The following is a 15,854-nucleotide window of genomic DNA, read 5'->3' on the forward strand; positions in this document are numbered from 1 at the left end:
CCGGATAGGGCAACGCCATCCGGCTACTCCAGGCCGGAGCGGGTGGCGTCGTCCAGCGGCGTCCACCAGGTCAGGGGCGGCACGATCTTGAAGCGGCGTCCGGTCACGGAATCCGGGGTGATCCGGACGAAGTGTTCCTTCTTTCCCGCCTGCCACGGGAAGAGGAGCAGGCCCACGGTGTCCAGCACTTCCTCCTGGTTTTTCACCGGGGCGGCCTGGCCCTTGACCACCACGCTCCACGCGATCCCGGTGTCCGCGTCCACGCCGTCGGCCTCCACCGCCACCGGAGTGTCGCCCGTGGCGGCCTGGAGCTTGGTGCCGTCAGCGGTGCGGAACACCAGGGTGCCGTGGTCCACCTTGTAGTTGATCGGGAAGATATCCGGATGGTCATCCACCCAGACCGCCATCCGGCCGACGCTGACGCTGCGCAGCAGCCGCCAGCATTCGTGGTTGTCCAGGTTTTCAACGGCATGCGGTCCTGATGCGGCGTCCTTTTTGTCCACGGGGTGCCCTGTCTGCTGCGGGTCAGTGCTCATGGCGGCGAGCTTATGCCAGAAGGCCCGCCGCGATCTAGGGACCAACGTCCCGCCGGGCCGCAATTGGGGTGCTCCGGCTCTGGCCCCCGGCGCCCGGGAGTGGGAGTATTGCTGACAGCAAACCATCAGCGTGGATGGTGGATGTCAGCATCTTGCACAGTTTTTGGGGGCACCATGCAGTCTCTTGATAAGGGACCGGACTCAATAGCGTCCGGCAACGCCAAAGCCGAAGACGTACTCAGGGATCTCGTCACCCGGGGCGGGGAACTGATGCAATCCCGGGAACGAATGGCCGGACTGCTGGAAGCGGTGGTGGCCCTGGCCGAGGACCTGAGCCTCGACGCCGTACTGGAACGCCTCGTCCAATCCGCCTGCACCCTCCTGCACGCACGTTACGGCGCCCTGGGGGTGATGGGAGAGGACAACACCCTGAACCATTTCGTCACCGTCGGCATCGACGCCGCGGCTGCCGCCCGGATCGGCCGCCAGCCCACCGGCCACGGTGTCATGGGCCTGTTGGTCAGCGACCCCAAACCGTTGCGGCTGCACAAGCTCGGCGCCCACCCGGAGGCCACCGGCTTCCCGCCGAACCACCCGCCGATGAACACCTTCCTGGGCGTCCCCATCCGCGTCCGGGACAAGGTCTTCGGCAACCTCTACCTGACCGAGAAGGCCGGGGGAGAGGACTTCAGCAATGAGGACGAGGCCCTGGCCGTGGCGCTGGCTGCGGCGGCCGCCGTCGCGATCGAGAACGCCACCCTGTACGACGACGCCCGGCGCCGCGCACGCTGGCTGGAGGCGTCGATGGATGTCACGGGCACGATGCTCGCCGGCGACGGAGACCACCTTGAATCCGACCTCGATCCCATTGCCGAGCGGGCCCGGCTCGAATCGCGGTCCCGGCTCGCGCTGATTGTCGCCCCAGCCGACTCAGCCGCCGGCCACGTGGTGGTCGGCGCGGCGGGGGAGCAGGCTGCCGACTTCAGCGGCGCCCCGCTCCTGCTGAACCATCCCGAACTGCAGGAGGTCCTCGCCGGTGGCGAACCGGTCCTCTTTCCCTCGGCCTCCAGCGTGCTGGAACTATGCGATGACCACAGCACCGGACCGTTGCTGGCCGTCGGCCTCAGCGCCCGCGGCTCCCACCACGGACTTCTGTTGCTTGCCCGGGAGCCCGAGGCCGCCCCGTACGACCGGACCGATCGGGAGATGGGGGCCGTGTTTGGCTCGCACGTGGCGCTGGCGATGGAACTGGCGCGCGTTCACCGGCTCAGGGAGGAACTGCTCGTCTTCACCGACCGGGACCGGATCGCCCGTGACCTGCACGACCTCGTCATCCAGCGGCTCTTCGCCGCGGGCCTCAGCGTCCAGAGCCTGGCACGTTTCACCAAGGACGACCTCGCCACCGAACGGATCCGGAACATTACCGGGGAGCTCGACGAAGCTATCCGCAGCCTCCGGGACACCATCTACTCGCTCCGGCACAGCCAGACGGATTCCGACCCGCTCAGCGGACGGATCCGCCGCGTGGCCAGGAGTTCGGCGAAATCGCTGCCGTTCACGCCGCGGCTGACGCTGACCGGACCGATCGACACCGTCCCGGCGGAGAAGGCCGACAATGTGGTGGCCGTGGTCTCCGAGGGGCTGAGCAACGCCATCCGGCACTCGGGCGCGGACGCGATTTCCGTCTCGGTGGCCGTGGTGAAGGGCCGGGTCACGGTGGTGGTGACGGACAACGGCTCGGGTTTCACCAACGCGGCGGCCCGCAACGGCCTGGCCAATCTGGAGGACAGGGCACGGATGCTCGACGGCGAGTGCGTGATCGTCTCAGCCCCGGACGAGGGAACCAGCGTGGAGTGGTCCGTCCCGCTCTAGCCCGGGCGCAGGCCGGCGTCGTTTTCAGGCCTGCGTGCCCGGGGATCTGTGGCGACCGGCTCAGGCGCCGTTGGCGTGCTGCGCGGCCGGGCTGGCGATGAACACCGCGGCCTGGGTCCGCCGCTCGAAGCCGAGCTTGGCCAGCAGCGAGGAGACGTAGTTCTTCACCGTCTTTTCGGCGAGGAACATCTCGGCAGCGATCTGCCGGTTGGTCAGTCCCTCGCCCACGAGCTCCAGCACGCGGCGTTCCTGCGGCGTCAGCGCGGCGGTCCGCGGATCGACTTCCTCCGGTTCCACCAGGCTCTCCATGACGCCCTCCGCCACGCCCTTTTCGTAGAGCGACTCGCCGGCCGCGGCGCGCCGCAGCGCCCCGATCAGGTCGGTCCCGCCGATCTCCTTGAGGATGTAGCCGGACGCGCCGGCGAGGACCGCGCCACGCAGTGCCTGGTCGTCGTCGAAACTCGTGAGGATGATGCAGTTCAACGAGGGATCGATGGAGCGGACGTCGCGGCAGACCTCGATCCCGGTTCCATCCGGCAGCCGGGCGTCCAGGACACAGACGTCCGGGTGCAGGGCCGGGATGCGTCGGGTGGCCTCCACTGCGGAGCCGGAACTTCCGACGACGTGGAATCCCTCGCCCTCGAGGAGTTCCTGCAATCCGCGGCGGACCAGCTCGTGGTCGTCGAGGATGAAGACCTTGATCACCGCCGCGGTGCCCTCTGGTGCGGTGAGACCGGCATCTGCCCAGGCAATCATGTGTTTCCCATCCGGCCGCCGTCCGAGGCTGCCCGGGAGCCTGACGGACCCCGGCGCCCGGCCGGCGCCCTGTTCACGCGTCCTGCCGGCAGCGGACTGCGGCAGACTGACGATCCAACCTTCATTCAACTGTGGCTCCCCCCGAAGCCACGGCGGCGGCGGTGCGCCCGAAACTGTGTCCCCGGGCGGGCTGTGCCGACGGGATCTCCGCCGGTAAACCGCTGCCACGGCCATTCTCATCCCCCGTGCTCACCTGCGTAAAGGGCCGTTCGTCCCCCGGCGCGGCGGAGCCGGCAAAGGTGACCTTTGGCCCTAGCCGGGGAACGCCGTCGCCGTAGTGTTTGAAGCCATGCCCCACCCGTGCAACGGGTTCGGGCACGGCACAAGGCAGCACAGGCGGGCAAGCGAAGGGGAACACAGATGAGCGAGGCACAGGGCATCCGCAGCATCCTGGTAGGCGTCGACGGTTCGGACGCCTCGGTGGAGGCCCTCCGGCAGGCACGGGTCCTGGCGGAGCCTTTCCATGCCCGCGTCACCGCCCTGGCCTGCTGGGACTTCCCGCCGGTCTACGACGGGTACGTGGCCATGGGCATCAACGACTTCGACGTCCGGGCCGGAGAGATTCTGCAGGAGGCGCTGACCACGGCTTTCGGTGACACGCTCCCGGAGAACGTCGAGTCCCGGTTGGTGCAGGGCAACCCGCGGCGGGTCCTCATCGACGAGTCCCGCAACGCGGACCTGATGGTGCTGGGCCGGCGCGGCCACGGCGGCTTCGGCGGACTGTTGCTCGGCTCGGTCAGTTCTGCCCTCGTGGCCCACGCGCACTGCCCGGTCCTCGTGGTGCACACGCCGGAGAAGCGGCACTAGGAAGAGGAGCCGGCGCCCCCGAAGGCTCTACTCGAAAGAGGCTCGCCGCGGGTCCGCCAGCCGGGTCTTCCAGACATCGGGCTGGGTCACCTTGAACCGGCGGCCGGTCAGCGCCTTGGGCGGAACCCGCACATAGAAGCTCTTCTCTCCCGGCTGCCAGGGTTCCAGCAGCAGGGCGTCGACCGCGTCTTTCTCGGCCTGGTCCTCGACCAGTTCCGCCTCGCCGCGGGCCATGACGCTCCAGGCTGTTTCCTCGTGCGCGTCGTAGCCGTCGATTTCGAACGCCACCGGCTTCGCGGTGATCGCGCCCCAGAGTTTCGTGCCGCCGGCGGTGCGGAAGACGATCGAGCGGCGGTGCAGGACAAAGTTCACCGGGAAGACCTCCGGATGGCCGTCTACGATCAGCGCGATCCGGCCCACCACCTCGCTGTCAAGGAGGGCCCAGCACTGGTCCATGGACAGGTTGAAATCCGGCGGAGGCGTCGTCGTAGTCACAGGTCCACGGTACGGAGGCGCCCCCGCACGGATTAGGGCCATTAGGCCCGTGGCGTCACCAGGGGCTGGGCTTGTAGTCCTTCAGGAACACCCCGTACTGGTCCTCGCCCGCCTCGCCCATGACGATCGGATCGTAAACCCGCGCGGCGCCGTCCACGAGGTCCAGCGGGGCGTGGAAGCCCTCCTCCATCAGCCGGACCTTGGTGTAATGCGGGCGTTCGTCGGTGATCCAGCCGGTGTCGACCGCGGTCATGAGGATCCCGTCGGTTTCCAGCATCTCCTTGGCGCTGGTGCGCGTCATCATGTTCAGCGCGGCCTTGGCCATGTTGGTGTGCGGGTGCCCGGGACCCTTGTAGGCCCGGGAGAACTGGCCCTCCATGGCGCTGACGTTCACGATGTACTTGCGACGGGCGTCCGAGCGCCGCATCGCCGGCCGCAGCCGGCTGACCAGCAGGAAGGGTGCGGTGACGTTGCACAGCTGGACCTCGAGCATCTCCAGCGGGTCCACCTCGTCCACCACCTGGGTCCAGCTGTTGATGGTGGCCAGGTCCGGGACCAGGCCACCGGCGTCGATCGCGGTGCCCGAGGCGATCCGCTCCAGCGATGCCGAGCCGGTCGAGAGCGCCAGCGAGGTGATGGCGTCCCCGGCCAGCACCGGGTGGTCCAGCACGGAGGAGGCCAGGGCCAGCGGGTGCTTGTCGTGGGCGTGGCCGAAGGTGACCAGCTCGGGTCCGCCGTTCGCGGCCTGCAGCTCGGCCGGCAGCGGCTCATCCTCGGCGTCGACCAGGGGCTTGTAGGCGTTGCCGGAGCGGCGCACGGTCTGGGCGGCGTTGTTGATGATGATGTCCAGCGGGCCGGCGGCGTCCAGGGAATCGGTCAGGGCCATCACCTGGGAGGGGTCGCGCAGGTCGATACCCACGATCCGCAGCCGGTGCAGCCAGTCGGCGCTGTCCTCCATGGCGGCGAACCGGCGGGCGGCGTCCTTGGGGAACCGGGTGGTGATGGTGGTGTGGGCGCCGTCGCGGAGCAGCCGCAGGGCGATGTACATGCCGATCTTGGCCCGGCCGCCGGTCAGCAGCGCCCGGCGTCCGGTCAGGTCCGTGCGGGCGTCCCGCTTGCTGTGGCTGAAGAGCGCGCACTCCGGGCAGAGCTGGTGGTAGAAGGCGTCCACCTGGGTGTAACGCTGCTTGCAGATGTAGCAGGGGCGGGACCGGATCAGGTGGCCGGCAACCTCCCCGGTGGCAGAGGTGGCCAGCTTGTTGCCGCGGGTCTCGTCGTCGATCCGGTCCGGGGCGGCGGTGGCGGTCTGCGCGATCACGGCCCGGTCCGCCTCGGCGATCAGGTCCCGCTTGGTGGTCCGCCGGTGCCGTTTGACCGCCTTGAACATCTTGCCGGTGGCGCGCCGGACGGCGACGTAGTCCGGGTGCTCGTCGTCGTAGGCGTGGATGGTGTTCAGCACCTTGAGGCAGGCGGCGATCTCTGCGGGGCTGAGGTCGGCCACCGGCACGGCCTCCGCGGGGGTGTCGCTGGCCGGTTCGGAGGGCAGGTCGGGGGAGCTCATTGTGCCAATTTTACCGGCAGCGCAGGGCTCCTCCCGACGCCCCCGTCGGTTACGGGGCCTGGGTGTGCGGGGCGGCCGGGGTCTCGACGCCGACGGCGGCGGCGTGCACCTCGCCCACCTTCTCCATCGACTCCCGGCCGGCCGGCCAGTTCTCGGTGGCCGTCCGGACGGCGTCCGGCACCTGGTACAGGTTCGCCGCGGAGAGGGCGCGCTCGGCCTCACCCGGCTCCGGGACCTCCTGGCCCTTGGCGAGGACCGTGATGCCGGAGTCGGTGACCTTGAAGCCGCGGGCGCGGTCCAGTTCCGGGTCCAGGCCGATCGCCGCGCCGGCGGGGATCCGGACGTTCTTATCCACGATCGCGCGCTTCACGACGGCGCCCGGGCCCACCTGCACCTTGTCCATCAGGACCGAGTCCAGGACCCGGCTGGCGGTGCTGACGTAGACGTCGTTGGAGAGCACGGAGCCCTCCACGATGCCGCCGGAGATGACGACGCCGCTGGCGACGATGGAGTCCAGGGCGGTGCCGACCGTCTTGCCCTCGCCGCGGACGAACTTCGCCGGCGGGGAGATGCTCTGCCGGGTGTAGATCGGCCACTCGGAGTTGTAGAGGTTGAACACCGGGACGGGGGAGATCAGGTCCATGTGCGCGTCGTAGAACGAGTCGATGGTGCCGACGTCGCGCCAGTAGGTGCGGTCCCGTTCGGTCGAACCGGGGATGTCGTTGGTGGTGAAGTCGTAGACGCCGGCCTCGCCCTTGTCCACGAAGTAGGGAATGATGTCCCCGCCCATGTCGTGCTTCGTATCGAGCCGCTCGGCGTCCACGTGCAGGGCCTCCACGAGGGCATCGGCGTCGAAGACGTAGTTGCCCATCGAGGCGAGGAACTGGCTGGGGTCGGCGGCGAGGCCCGGGGTGGAAGAGGGCTTCTCGACGAACGCGGCGATCTTCTGGTGGTCGTCCTGGTCCACCTCGATCACGCCAAACTGGTCCGCCATGTGCAGCGGCTGGCGGACGGCGGCTACGGTGGCCTTGGCGCCGCTGGCGACGTGCTGTTCAACCATCTGGGCGAAATCCATGCGGTAGACGTGGTCGGCGCCGACCACGACGACGATGTCCGGGTTGGCGTCGTGGATCAGGTTCAGGGACTGGTAGATGGCGTTCGCGCTGCCCAGGAACCAGCTCTTGCCCACGCGCTGCTGGGCGGGGACGGAAGCGATGTAATTGCCGAGCTGGGTGGACATGCGCCACGTTTCGGAAATATGACGGTCCAGGCTGTGGGATTTGTATTGCGTGAGAACCACAATCTGCAAATAACGGGAATTCACGAGGTTCGAAAGAGCGAAATCAATGAGCCGGTAACTGCCGGCGAAGGGGACGGCCGGCTTGGCCCTGTCCGCCGTCAACGGCATCAGCCGATTCCCCTCGCCACCTGCAAGGACAATGGCCAAGACTTTTTTCTGCTGCGGCATGGTGATCGCTCCTGAACGCCTTCGTAACTCCCCAAAACAGTCCGGTGTGCCCGGACCTCTTCACACTAGAACAGATCAGCCCGAACGACTACCTTGGGGAATGTGCGAATAGACATAGTGACCAAGGAATTCCCGCCCGAAATCTACGGAGGCGCCGGCGTCCACGTGGCCGAACTGAGCCGCGTCCTAGCCAGCCACGTGGACCTGCAGGTGCGGGCCTTCGGCGCCCCCCGCGACCCCGACTACCACGGTGCCACCGTGACCTCCTACCCCGTCCCGGAGGACCTGGGCGGCGCCAACGCCGCCGTCCAGACCCTCGCCGTCGACCTCCGGATCGTTCCCGACATCGCCGGGGCCGACCTTGTGCACTCGCACACCTGGTACGCGAACATGGCCGGCCATATCGCCGCCCTGCTGCACGGCATCCCGCACGTGCTCAGCGCCCACAGTCTGGAACCGCTGCGGCCGTGGAAGGCCGAGCAGCTCGGCGGCGGCTACGCCGTGTCCTCCTGGGTGGAGAAGACCGCCTACGAGTCCGCCGCCGCGATCATCGCCGTCTCCGAGGGCATGCGGCAGGACATCCTGCGCAGCTACCCGGACGTGGACCCCGCCAAGGTGCGGGTTGTACACAACGGCATTGACGTCAGCCTGTGGAACCGCGACGAGAACGACGACGCCATCCGCGCCCTCGGCATCGACCCGGCCCGGCCCAGCGTCGTCTTCGTCGGCCGCAACACCCGGCAGAAGGGCGTCCCGTACCTGCTGCGGGCAGCCGCCGAACTCCCCGCGGACGTGCAGCTGGTGCTCTGCCTCGGCGCCGCGGACACGCCGGAACTGGCAGCCGAGACCGCGCGCCTTATCGAGGACCTGCAGGCCCGGCGCAGCGGCGTGGTGCTGATCGAGCGGATGCTGCCGCGGCACGAACTCATCCAGGTCCTCAGCCACGCCACCGCGTTCGCCTGCCCCTCGATCTACGAGCCGCTCGGGATCGTCAACCTTGAGGCGATGGCCTGCGGCGCGGCCGTGGTGGCGAGTGCCACCGGCGGCATCCCCGAGGTGGTGCAGCACGGCGAGACCGGGCTGCTCGTGGAGCTCGAACAGGTCACCGATGGCACCGGCACCCCGCTGGATCCGGAGAGGTTCGTGCGCGAATTCGCCGCCGCCCTCACCGAGGTCGTGTCCGATCCGGAGCGTGCCCGTGCTATGGGCCAGGCCGGCCGGCGCCGGGCCGAGGAACACTTCTCCTGGGAGTCGATCACGGAGACCACGCTCGAGGTCTACCGCTCGGTCCTGCCCCAGTAGCAGTCCGGCAGGAGTCCGGCAGGAGTCCGGCCGGTCGGCACGGCAGGTTAACGACGGCGGCGCCGTCCCCATCCCTGGGGGCGGCGCCGCCGTCGTTCTATCAGACGCGGGGTGCGGTCTTAGCGCTTGGCCTTGGCCTTACCCGCCGCCTTGGCGGCCTTCTGCTCCCGTGCCTCGCGGGCGAGGAGGGTTTTCTCATCCACCGGCGCTTGGCCGCTGGCGCGCTGCTGCCGGAAGTACTCGCGCGCCTCGTCCTGCCGGGTCTTCTCGGCGCCGGTGGCGATCGCGGCCCGGAGGTGCTCGGGGCCGAAGCCGAAGGCATCCACCAGGTCCAGGGCGTGCGGGCGGATCTTCACCAGCAGGCGGTTGATGTACTCACCCACGGTGCGGGCGCGCTGCATCGAGAGGCGGCCGTTCATCAGGTACCAGGACAGGTGCTTCTCGATCAGGGAGAGGCCGAACAGGTCCCGCAGCCAGGTGAGAACGGTCTTGGTGCCGGGGTCGGTGACCCGATGCAGGGCCTCGGTGAAGGCCTCCCACTGCAGCAGCTCGGCGTGCGCCAGGGCAGCCTCGATGAGTTCGTCCTGGTGGCTGTTGAACAGGGCGGCGGCCTTCTCCTGCGGGAGCTTGTTGGCCCCGCGCAGCGCGGAGCCGACCTCTGCCACCATGGCCTGGACGCGTTCGGTGAGCAGTGCCCGCTGGTTGGCCTCGTCCTTGATGGCGGTGGCGGCCTTCTGGACCGAGCCGGTGTCCGCCACGAACTGGGCCACGCCGCGGAGGCCGGTGCGGTGGATTGCCGCGCCGCCGGCCTGGCCGACGACGTAGCGGGCCAGCACGCCGAAGTCGGCACCGCGGAACTCCTTGGCGTAATCGGCCAGCAGGCGCTTGGCCACGAGCTGGAGGAGGACGGTGTTGTCGCCCTCGAAGGTGGCGTACACGTCGAGGTCCGCGTGCAGCGAGGCGAAGCGGTTCTCGATCAGGAAGCCGGCGCCGCCGCAGGCCTCGCGGCATTCCTGGATGGTGTCCAGGGCATGCCAGGTGCTCAGGGGCTTCAGGGCCGCGGCCAGGGTTTCCAGGTCCTGGCGGTCCTCGTCCGTGTCGGCGCGGCCGGAGAAGACGTCGTCGAACTTCTCCAGCAGCTGCTCGCTGGCGAAGCCGGCCGCGTAGGTGGTGGCCAGGCGGGTGAACAGGCGGCGCTGGTGCCGCTGATAGTCCAGCAGCACCTCTTCGTCGGTGTGCAAGGAGGCGTTGAACTGGCGGCGTTCGGTGGCGTACTGGATGGCGGTCTTGAGTGCCAGCTTGGAGGCGGTCACGGCGGCGCCGTCGAGGGACACACGGCCCTGAACCAGGGTGCCCAGCATGGTGAAGAAGCGCCGGCCCGGGCTGTCGATTGGCGAAGTGTAGGTACCGTCGGCGTCGACGTTGCCGTAGCGGTTGAGCAGGTTGGTGCGGGGGACCCGGACCTGGGTGAAGTGCAGCCGGCCGTTGTCGATGCCGTTGAGGCCGCCCTTGACGCCGTCGTCCTCGCCGCCGATGCCGGGCAGAAACTCCTTGGTCTCCGGGTCGCGCAGCTCCACGTAGAAGGCGTGCACGCCGTGGTTGACGCCCCGCGTCGCCAGCTGGGCGAATACGACGGCGGCCAGGCCGTCGTTGGCGGCGTTGCCGATGTAGTCCTTCCAGGCGGCGCGGAACGGCGTGTGCAGCACGAATTCCCCGGCGTCCGGGTCATACGTGGCGGTGGTGGCGATGCTTGCGACGTCGGAGCCGTGGCCGGTCTCGGTCATGGCGAAGCAGCCGGGGATCTCCAGGCTCATGATGCCCGGGAGCCACTTCTTGTGGTGTTCCTCTGTGCCCAGGTGGTTGACGGCGGAGCCGAACAGGCCCCACTGGACGCCGGCCTTGATCTGCAGCGACGGGTCGGCCACCACGAGTTCCTGGAAGCCGGCAATGTTGGCGCCGTGTTCGTCCGCGCCGCCGAGTTCCTTCGGGAAGGCCCGGTGCACGGCGCCGTTGTCCACCAGGATGCCGAGCTGGCCGAACACGCGCTTGCGGTGATCGGTGTGGGTCAGGCCCTCGATCTTGTGCAGTTCCTCGCGGCCGGCCAGTTCGCGGGCCTGGCGGCGGACGTCCGCCCATTTGCCCAGCAGCTGCTCACCGAGCGCGGCGACGTCGACGGCGGGGGCCGCGTCCCGGGAAGCGCCCGGTGCGGGGCTGCCGGTGCCCTGCGGCCGGGCGGTGGCCTGGGCGGCGGGGCGGGAGGAGCTGGTGGTGTCCGCGGTGCGGTCGGCTAGTTCAGTCATGTCGATTCCTTCGTTGGCACTGACATCGTTCAGGTGTTGCGGTTCCGGCGCGGGGCCGGGGTGGATCGTGGTGCTGGTGGGCGGGTGCAGGGGCAAGGGTTCAGGGGGAGGGCAGGTCGGAGAGTTCGGGGGCAATGCCGAAGCAGAGCCAGTCGGTGATCTGCCGCGCCATCGCCTCCTGCCCGGGTTTGGCGGGGGAGTCGGGGCTGGCCAGCCACTGTTCGCCGGCGTTGCGGACCAGGCCGATCGCGGCGTTGGGCCAATAGCCGATCACGGCCTCCTTGCCCGGGGCCGCGCGCAGCTGCTGGCGCATGGGGGCGGCGATCATCTCGCTGATGGCGTCGAAGAAGTGCCCGAGGGCGCCGGCGGCGGCAGGCCCGTTCTGGCTTTCGGGCTCGCCGGGCGCGGACCGGGTCACGAACGTGTAGACGTTGGGGCTGGTCTCGGCCATCTGCAGGTAGGCCGACACCATCGCGAAGAGGCCCTCCCGCGGAGTCTGGGCGGCCTGTGCGGCCTCACCGATCCGGCGCTGCATCTGGTTCAGGACAACCTCGCCAACGGCCTGCTGCAGGCCGGCCTTGTCCCCGAAATAGCGGTAAAAGACCGACTTGGACGTCCCGGCGGCGGCGGCGATGTCCTCCATCGAGGCCTCACTGCCCAGGGCATGCACCGCGCGGCGGGCCGACTTGATGAGTTCGCGGCGGCGCTCCTCGCGGTGTGACTGCCAGCGGGAGGCGCGCCCGTCGACGGCGGCGCCGGGCGTGCCGGAGGACGCGCCGTGCGCGGCGGGGTCAGCTTCCAGGATGTTCACGATACCCAGCGTATCAGGTACGCTGGGTATCAGTAACCGTTCAGATCCCTAGGAGACAGCCCATGCCTGAAAACGGAACGCCCGCACCCGGCCCGCAGGACTCTGTAGCTCGCCCGGCGGCACCGGTGCAGCAGCTGCGCAAGGCCGTCGTTGTCGGCGGCAACCGCATCCCGTTCGCCCGAACCGGCGGAGCCTACGCCAAGTCCTCCAACCAGGACATGCTGACCGCCGCACTGGACGGGCTGATCGCCCGCTTCGGCCTGCAGGATGAACGGATCGGCGAGGTGGCCGCCGGCGCCGTGCTGAAGCACTCGCGCGACTTCAACCTCACCCGCGAGGCCGTCCTGGGTTCGGCCCTCTCCGCCGAGACCCCCGCTTACGACCTGCAGCAGGCCTGCGCCACAGGGCTGGAGACCGTGCTGGGCCTGGCCAACAAGATCAAGCTCGGCCAGATCGACTCCGCCATCGCCGGTGGCGTCGACTCCGCCTCGGACGCCCCGATCGCCGTCAGCGAGGGCCTGCGCGAAATCCTGCTGGACCTCAACCGCGCCAAGACCCTGCCGCAGCGGCTCCAGATCCTCAGCCGCATCCGCCCCAAGGACCTGGCTCCCGACGCGCCCAACACCGGCGAGCCCCGCACCGGCCTGTCCATGGGTGAGCACCAGGCCCTCACCACCGCACAGTGGAAGATCACCCGGGAGGCACAGGACGAGCTGGCCTACAACAGCCACCGCAACCTCGCCGCCGCCTACGACGACGGGTTCTTCGACGAACTCATCACCCCCTACCGGGGCCTGAGCAGGGACTCCAACCTGCGCCCGGACACCACCCTGGAGAAGCTCGCCACGCTCAAGCCGGTCTTTGGGAAGAACCTCGGCGCCGAGGCCACCATGACCGCCGGCAACTCCACCCCGCTGACCGACGGTGCCGCCACGGTGCTGCTGGCTTCCGAGGAATGGGCCGACGCCCACGACCTGCCCAAGCTCGCCACCGTCCTGGACGGCGAGGCGGCCGCGGTCGACTTCGTCCACGGCAAGGACGGCCTGCTGATGGCCCCCGTCTTCGCCGTGCCGCGCCTGCTGGCCCGCCACGGACTGACCTTTGACGACATCGACTTCTTCGAAATCCACGAGGCCTTCGCCGGCACCGTGCTTAGCACCCTCGCGGCCTGGGAGGACGAGGAGTTCTGCCGGACCCGGCTGGGGCTCGACGGCGCGCTGGGTGCCGTGGACCGGGCCAAGCTCAACGTCAACGGTTCCTCCCTGGCCGCCGGCCACCCGTTCGCCGCCACCGGCGGACGGATCGTCGCCTCGCTGGCAACCATGCTGCACCGCAAGGGCACCGTGGACGGCCGCCCCGCCCGCGGCCTGATCTCCGTCTGCGCCGCCGGCGGCCAGGGCGTCGTCGCCATTCTGGAAGCACACTAGGGGGAACCGGATGACTGACAAATACACCCAGTTCGTGAGCCGCGGCCTCGGCCGGGACATCGCGAAGAAGCTCGGCCTGCCGCAGCCGGTGGAACTCCGCCGCTACCGGCCCGGCCAGCCGCTGATCGAAGGACCCATCCTGGTCCAGGGCGCCGGTGCCGGCGCGGACGAGCTCGCCGCGGCGCTGCTGGCGTGGGATCTCGACGTCCGCCGCCACGCCGTGCCCCGGGAGAAGCTCGGCGCCATCATCCTGGTCCTCGACGAGGCCGCCCGGCCCGAGGACCTTGAGAGGCCCGTCCTGACCGCCGCCGCCTCGCTGCGCGACATCGCCTCCGGCGGCCGCGTCGTCACGATCTCCCGTTCCGCCGCCGAGGCGACGGATCCGGCCGCCGCGGCGGCCCGGCAGGGAGTCGACGGCCTGCTCCGGTCCCTCGCCAAGGAACTGCGCGCCGGGGCCACCGGCAACGGCATCGTCCTGGCCGACGGCGCCCGGACCACCAGTCCCGGAACGCTCGGCGCCCTCCGGTTCTTCCTCTCCGGCCGTTCCGCCTTCGTCGACGGCCAGTTCCTCACCGTCACCTCCGACGCCGGCGAACTGCCCGCGGACCCGGAGAAGCCGCTGACCGGCAAAGTCGCGGCAGTTACCGGCGCCGCGAGGGGGATCGGCGCCGCGATCGCCCGCACCCTGCACCGCGACGGGGCCACCGTGATCGTCATCGACATTCCCGCCGCCGGGGACCACCTCGCGGCCGTCGCCAACGAGGTCCACGGAACTGCACTGCAGCTGGACATCACCCGCGAAGATGCCGGCCAGCGGATCATCGACCACGCCGTGCAGCGCCACGGCCGCCTCGACATCGTTGTCCACAACGCCGGCATCACCCGCGACAAGCTGCTGGCCAACATGGACCAGTCCCGCTGGAGCTCGGTGATCGGGGTCAACATCGCCGCGCAGCTGCGCATCAACGAGGCCCTGCTCGCCTCCGAGCACTTCCGGACCTCGCCGCGGATCGTTTCCGTGGCTTCCACCAGCGGCATCGCCGGAAACCGCGGCCAGACCAACTACGCCGCCTCCAAGGGCGGCGTGATGGGCATGGTCCGGGCCACCGCACCGCTGCTCGCGGAGCACGGCGGGTCGATCAACGCCGTCGCCCCCGGCTTCATCGAAACCGAGATGACGGCCAAGATCCCCTTCGCCACCCGCGAGGTGGCGCGCCGCCTGAACTCCCTGCAGCAGGGCGGCCGGCCCGGCGACGTGGCCGAGGCCATCGCGTTCCTGGCCAGCGACGCCGCCGGCGGCATCTCCGGGGAGGTGTTGCGGGTCTGCGGCCAGAACCTGGTGGGAGCATGAGTCCGGCGCCTGTGCTGCTGGCGGAGATGCCGTCGCTGTCCAAGTTGTACGTCAACGCTGCCGCGTCTGCGGCGCGCCGACGGCTGCTCGGGGCCCACGGCGGCACCGCCCTCCCGGCCGAGAGCCACGAGGTCCGCGGAGTCCGAGCCGGCGTCGACAACCTGACCGCCTACCAGCACCTGATCGGTGAGACGGCCAGCGACATCCTGCCGGCCGGTTTCATCCACGCCCTGGCGTTCCCGCTGGCCATGTCCGTGATGAACCGGGACGATTTCCCGCTGCCGCTTTTGGGCATGATCCACCTCGAGAACACGGTGGAGCAGTCTGCGCCGGTGCTGTTCACCGAGCCGCTGGACATCCGGGCCTGGGCGGAGAACCTGCGCGGCCACCGCGCCGGCACCCAGCTGGACCTGGTGGCCGAGGTCCGCGGGGCGGCCGAGGACGGCAACGCCGCTGACACCGTCCGGTGGCGGGGCGTGTCTACCTACCTCGCCAAGGGTGTTTTCCTGCCCGGCATCGACAAGCCCTCCACGGCCCAGACACCGGCCGCATTCACCGCGCCGGACCCGACGGCGCTGTGGCAGCTGGGCGTGGACACCGGGAGGGCCTACGCCGCGGTTTCGGGTGACTTCAACCCGATCCACCTGAGCGTGCTCAGCGCCAAGGCTCTGGGCATGCGCCGTTCGATTGCGCATGGGATGTACCTGGCGTCCCGCGCGCTGGCTGACGTCGGTGCCGCCAAGGGCGATGCGTTCCGCTGGGACGTCCGCTTCGAGGCCCCGGTGTTCCTGCCGGCCCGCGTGGCGCTGGATATCAGCACTACGCAGGCCGAGGAGGGCACCTGGCTCGGCTCGGAGTACGTGGCGTGGAGCCCGCGCTCGGGCCGGAAGCACTTCAGCGGTTCCGTCACGCCCCTGTCGTGAGGGTCCTGGAGGGCTGGGCCTGAGGGTTCATCAGACGACGACGGCGGCCGTCCCCGAGGTGGGCGGCTTCTAGCGGTCGTTGCAACACCCGTTATTGGGAGTTGCAACGACCGTGTCGCGTTTAAGTGGTGAATCGAAGTGCCATCGGAGGTACTCGGATCAGGAGAAAGCAGCATTTTTTGTTG

13 protein-coding genes are annotated in these 15,854 nt (G+C 69.5%); 6 read left to right on the forward strand and 7 right to left on the reverse strand.

Translation table 11 applies throughout. The features are described 5' to 3' along the window. Nucleotides 1-23: 23 nt before the first annotated feature. Nucleotides 24-536 (reverse strand): pyridoxamine 5'-phosphate oxidase family protein, encoded by a 513-nt coding sequence (locus ACFVY3_RS16945; protein WP_364137370.1) that lies wholly within the window; start codon nt 534-536, stop codon nt 24-26. A gap of 174 nt (nt 537-710) precedes the next feature. Here ACFVY3_RS16945 and ACFVY3_RS16950 point away from each other — a divergent pair, with 174 nt between their 5' ends. After that, nucleotides 711-2,408, forward strand: a complete 1,698-nt coding sequence (locus ACFVY3_RS16950; RefSeq protein ID WP_400160622.1) for a GAF domain-containing protein — start codon at nt 711-713, stop codon at nt 2,406-2,408. A 60-nt stretch (nt 2,409-2,468) separates the two neighbouring features. Here the strand turns inward: ACFVY3_RS16950 and ACFVY3_RS16955 are convergent, their stop codons facing one another. Next, nucleotides 2,469-3,164, reverse strand: coding sequence for a response regulator (locus ACFVY3_RS16955; RefSeq protein WP_400160623.1), 696 nt, complete (start codon nt 3,162-3,164; stop codon nt 2,469-2,471). 420 nt (nt 3,165-3,584) lie between these two features. On the opposite strand from ACFVY3_RS16955, the gene ACFVY3_RS16960 reads away from it, so the two are divergent. Then, a complete protein-coding gene (locus ACFVY3_RS16960) occupies nt 3,585-4,031 on the forward strand; it encodes a universal stress protein (protein ID WP_400160624.1) in 447 nt (148 codons plus the stop codon). A 27-nt stretch (nt 4,032-4,058) separates the two neighbouring features. Here ACFVY3_RS16960 and ACFVY3_RS16965 read toward each other — a convergent pair whose 3' ends face one another. The 3 genes from ACFVY3_RS16965 to glgC form a co-directional block, all read right to left on the reverse strand. Beyond that, nucleotides 4,059-4,487: a pyridoxamine 5'-phosphate oxidase family protein gene (locus tag ACFVY3_RS16965; RefSeq protein WP_400160633.1), complete on the reverse strand. Its 429-nt coding sequence runs from the start codon at nt 4,485-4,487 to the stop codon at nt 4,059-4,061. 94 nt (nt 4,488-4,581) lie between these two features. After that, entirely contained in the window at nt 4,582-6,087 is a 1,506-nt protein-coding gene (locus tag ACFVY3_RS16970; protein ID WP_400160625.1) for an SDR family NAD(P)-dependent oxidoreductase, read from the reverse strand. A 49-nt stretch (nt 6,088-6,136) separates the two neighbouring features. Further along, nucleotides 6,137-7,555: a glucose-1-phosphate adenylyltransferase gene (glgC, locus tag ACFVY3_RS16975; protein WP_400160626.1), complete on the reverse strand. Its 1,419-nt coding sequence runs from the start codon at nt 7,553-7,555 to the stop codon at nt 6,137-6,139. 102 nt (nt 7,556-7,657) lie between these two features. On the opposite strand from glgC, the gene glgA reads away from it, so the two are divergent. Continuing rightward, the gene (gene glgA, locus ACFVY3_RS16980; RefSeq protein ID WP_400160627.1) at nt 7,658-8,857 is read left to right on the forward strand and encodes a glycogen synthase; all 1,200 of its coding nucleotides are present in this window, start codon (nt 7,658-7,660) and stop codon (nt 8,855-8,857) included. A 119-nt stretch (nt 8,858-8,976) separates the two neighbouring features. On the opposite strand, the gene ACFVY3_RS16985 is transcribed toward glgA, so the two are convergent. Both ACFVY3_RS16985 and ACFVY3_RS16990 read right to left on the reverse strand, forming a co-directional pair. Then, complete coding sequence (locus ACFVY3_RS16985) at nt 8,977-11,157, reverse strand: acyl-CoA dehydrogenase (protein ID WP_400160628.1); 2,181 nt, start codon at nt 11,155-11,157, stop codon at nt 8,977-8,979. Nucleotides 11,158-11,257: 100 nt separating this feature from the next. Then, on the reverse strand, nt 11,258-11,962 hold the full coding sequence (locus ACFVY3_RS16990) for a TetR/AcrR family transcriptional regulator (RefSeq protein ID WP_364137938.1): 705 nt from the start codon (nt 11,960-11,962) through the stop codon (nt 11,258-11,260). Nucleotides 11,963-12,030: 68 nt separating this feature from the next. Between ACFVY3_RS16990 and ACFVY3_RS16995 the strand changes: the two genes are divergently transcribed. Genes ACFVY3_RS16995 through ACFVY3_RS17005 form a run of 3 tightly spaced genes read left to right on the forward strand, consistent with a single transcriptional unit; the run spans nt 12,031 to nt 15,669 of the window. Then, a complete protein-coding gene (locus tag ACFVY3_RS16995; protein WP_400160629.1) occupies nt 12,031-13,395 on the forward strand; it encodes an acetyl-CoA C-acetyltransferase in 1,365 nt (454 codons plus the stop codon). Nucleotides 13,396-13,405: 10 nt separating this feature from the next. After that, nucleotides 13,406-14,746, forward strand: coding sequence for a 3-oxoacyl-ACP reductase (locus ACFVY3_RS17000; protein WP_400160630.1), 1,341 nt, complete (start codon nt 13,406-13,408; stop codon nt 14,744-14,746). Beyond that, entirely contained in the window at nt 14,743-15,669 is a 927-nt protein-coding gene (locus ACFVY3_RS17005) for a MaoC family dehydratase (RefSeq protein WP_400160631.1), read from the forward strand. The genes ACFVY3_RS17000 and ACFVY3_RS17005 overlap by 4 nt, the downstream gene beginning before the upstream one ends. Nucleotides 15,670-15,854 lie beyond the last annotated feature (185 nt).

This window comes from Arthrobacter sp. BPSS-3 (genome assembly GCF_044628475.1).
Classification (GTDB): Bacteria; Actinomycetota; Actinomycetes; order Actinomycetales; family Micrococcaceae; genus Arthrobacter.

What these genes read in the sequence shown, in the direction of transcription:
- ACFVY3_RS16995 (WP_400160629.1), top strand. Translation starts at nt 12,031, where the DNA reads ATGCCTGAAAACGGAACGCCCGCACCCGGCCCGCAGGACTCTGTAGCT.
- ACFVY3_RS16965 (WP_400160633.1), bottom strand. Translation starts at nt 4,487, where the DNA reads ATGGACCAGTGCTGGGCCCTCCTTGACAGCGAGGTGGTGGGCCGGATC.
- ACFVY3_RS17000 (WP_400160630.1), top strand. Translation starts at nt 13,406, where the DNA reads ATGACTGACAAATACACCCAGTTCGTGAGCCGCGGCCTCGGCCGGGAC.
- ACFVY3_RS16960 (WP_400160624.1), top strand. Translation starts at nt 3,585, where the DNA reads ATGAGCGAGGCACAGGGCATCCGCAGCATCCTGGTAGGCGTCGACGGT.
- ACFVY3_RS16970 (WP_400160625.1), bottom strand. Translation starts at nt 6,087, where the DNA reads ATGAGCTCCCCCGACCTGCCCTCCGAACCGGCCAGCGACACCCCCGCG.
- ACFVY3_RS16955 (WP_400160623.1), bottom strand. Translation starts at nt 3,164, where the DNA reads ATGATTGCCTGGGCAGATGCCGGTCTCACCGCACCAGAGGGCACCGCG.
- ACFVY3_RS17005 (WP_400160631.1), top strand. Translation starts at nt 14,743, where the DNA reads ATGAGTCCGGCGCCTGTGCTGCTGGCGGAGATGCCGTCGCTGTCCAAG.
- ACFVY3_RS16950 (WP_400160622.1), top strand. Translation starts at nt 711, where the DNA reads ATGCAGTCTCTTGATAAGGGACCGGACTCAATAGCGTCCGGCAACGCC.
- glgC (WP_400160626.1), bottom strand. Translation starts at nt 7,555, where the DNA reads ATGCCGCAGCAGAAAAAAGTCTTGGCCATTGTCCTTGCAGGTGGCGAG.
- ACFVY3_RS16945 (WP_364137370.1), bottom strand. Translation starts at nt 536, where the DNA reads ATGAGCACTGACCCGCAGCAGACAGGGCACCCCGTGGACAAAAAGGAC.
- ACFVY3_RS16985 (WP_400160628.1), bottom strand. Translation starts at nt 11,157, where the DNA reads ATGACTGAACTAGCCGACCGCACCGCGGACACCACCAGCTCCTCCCGC.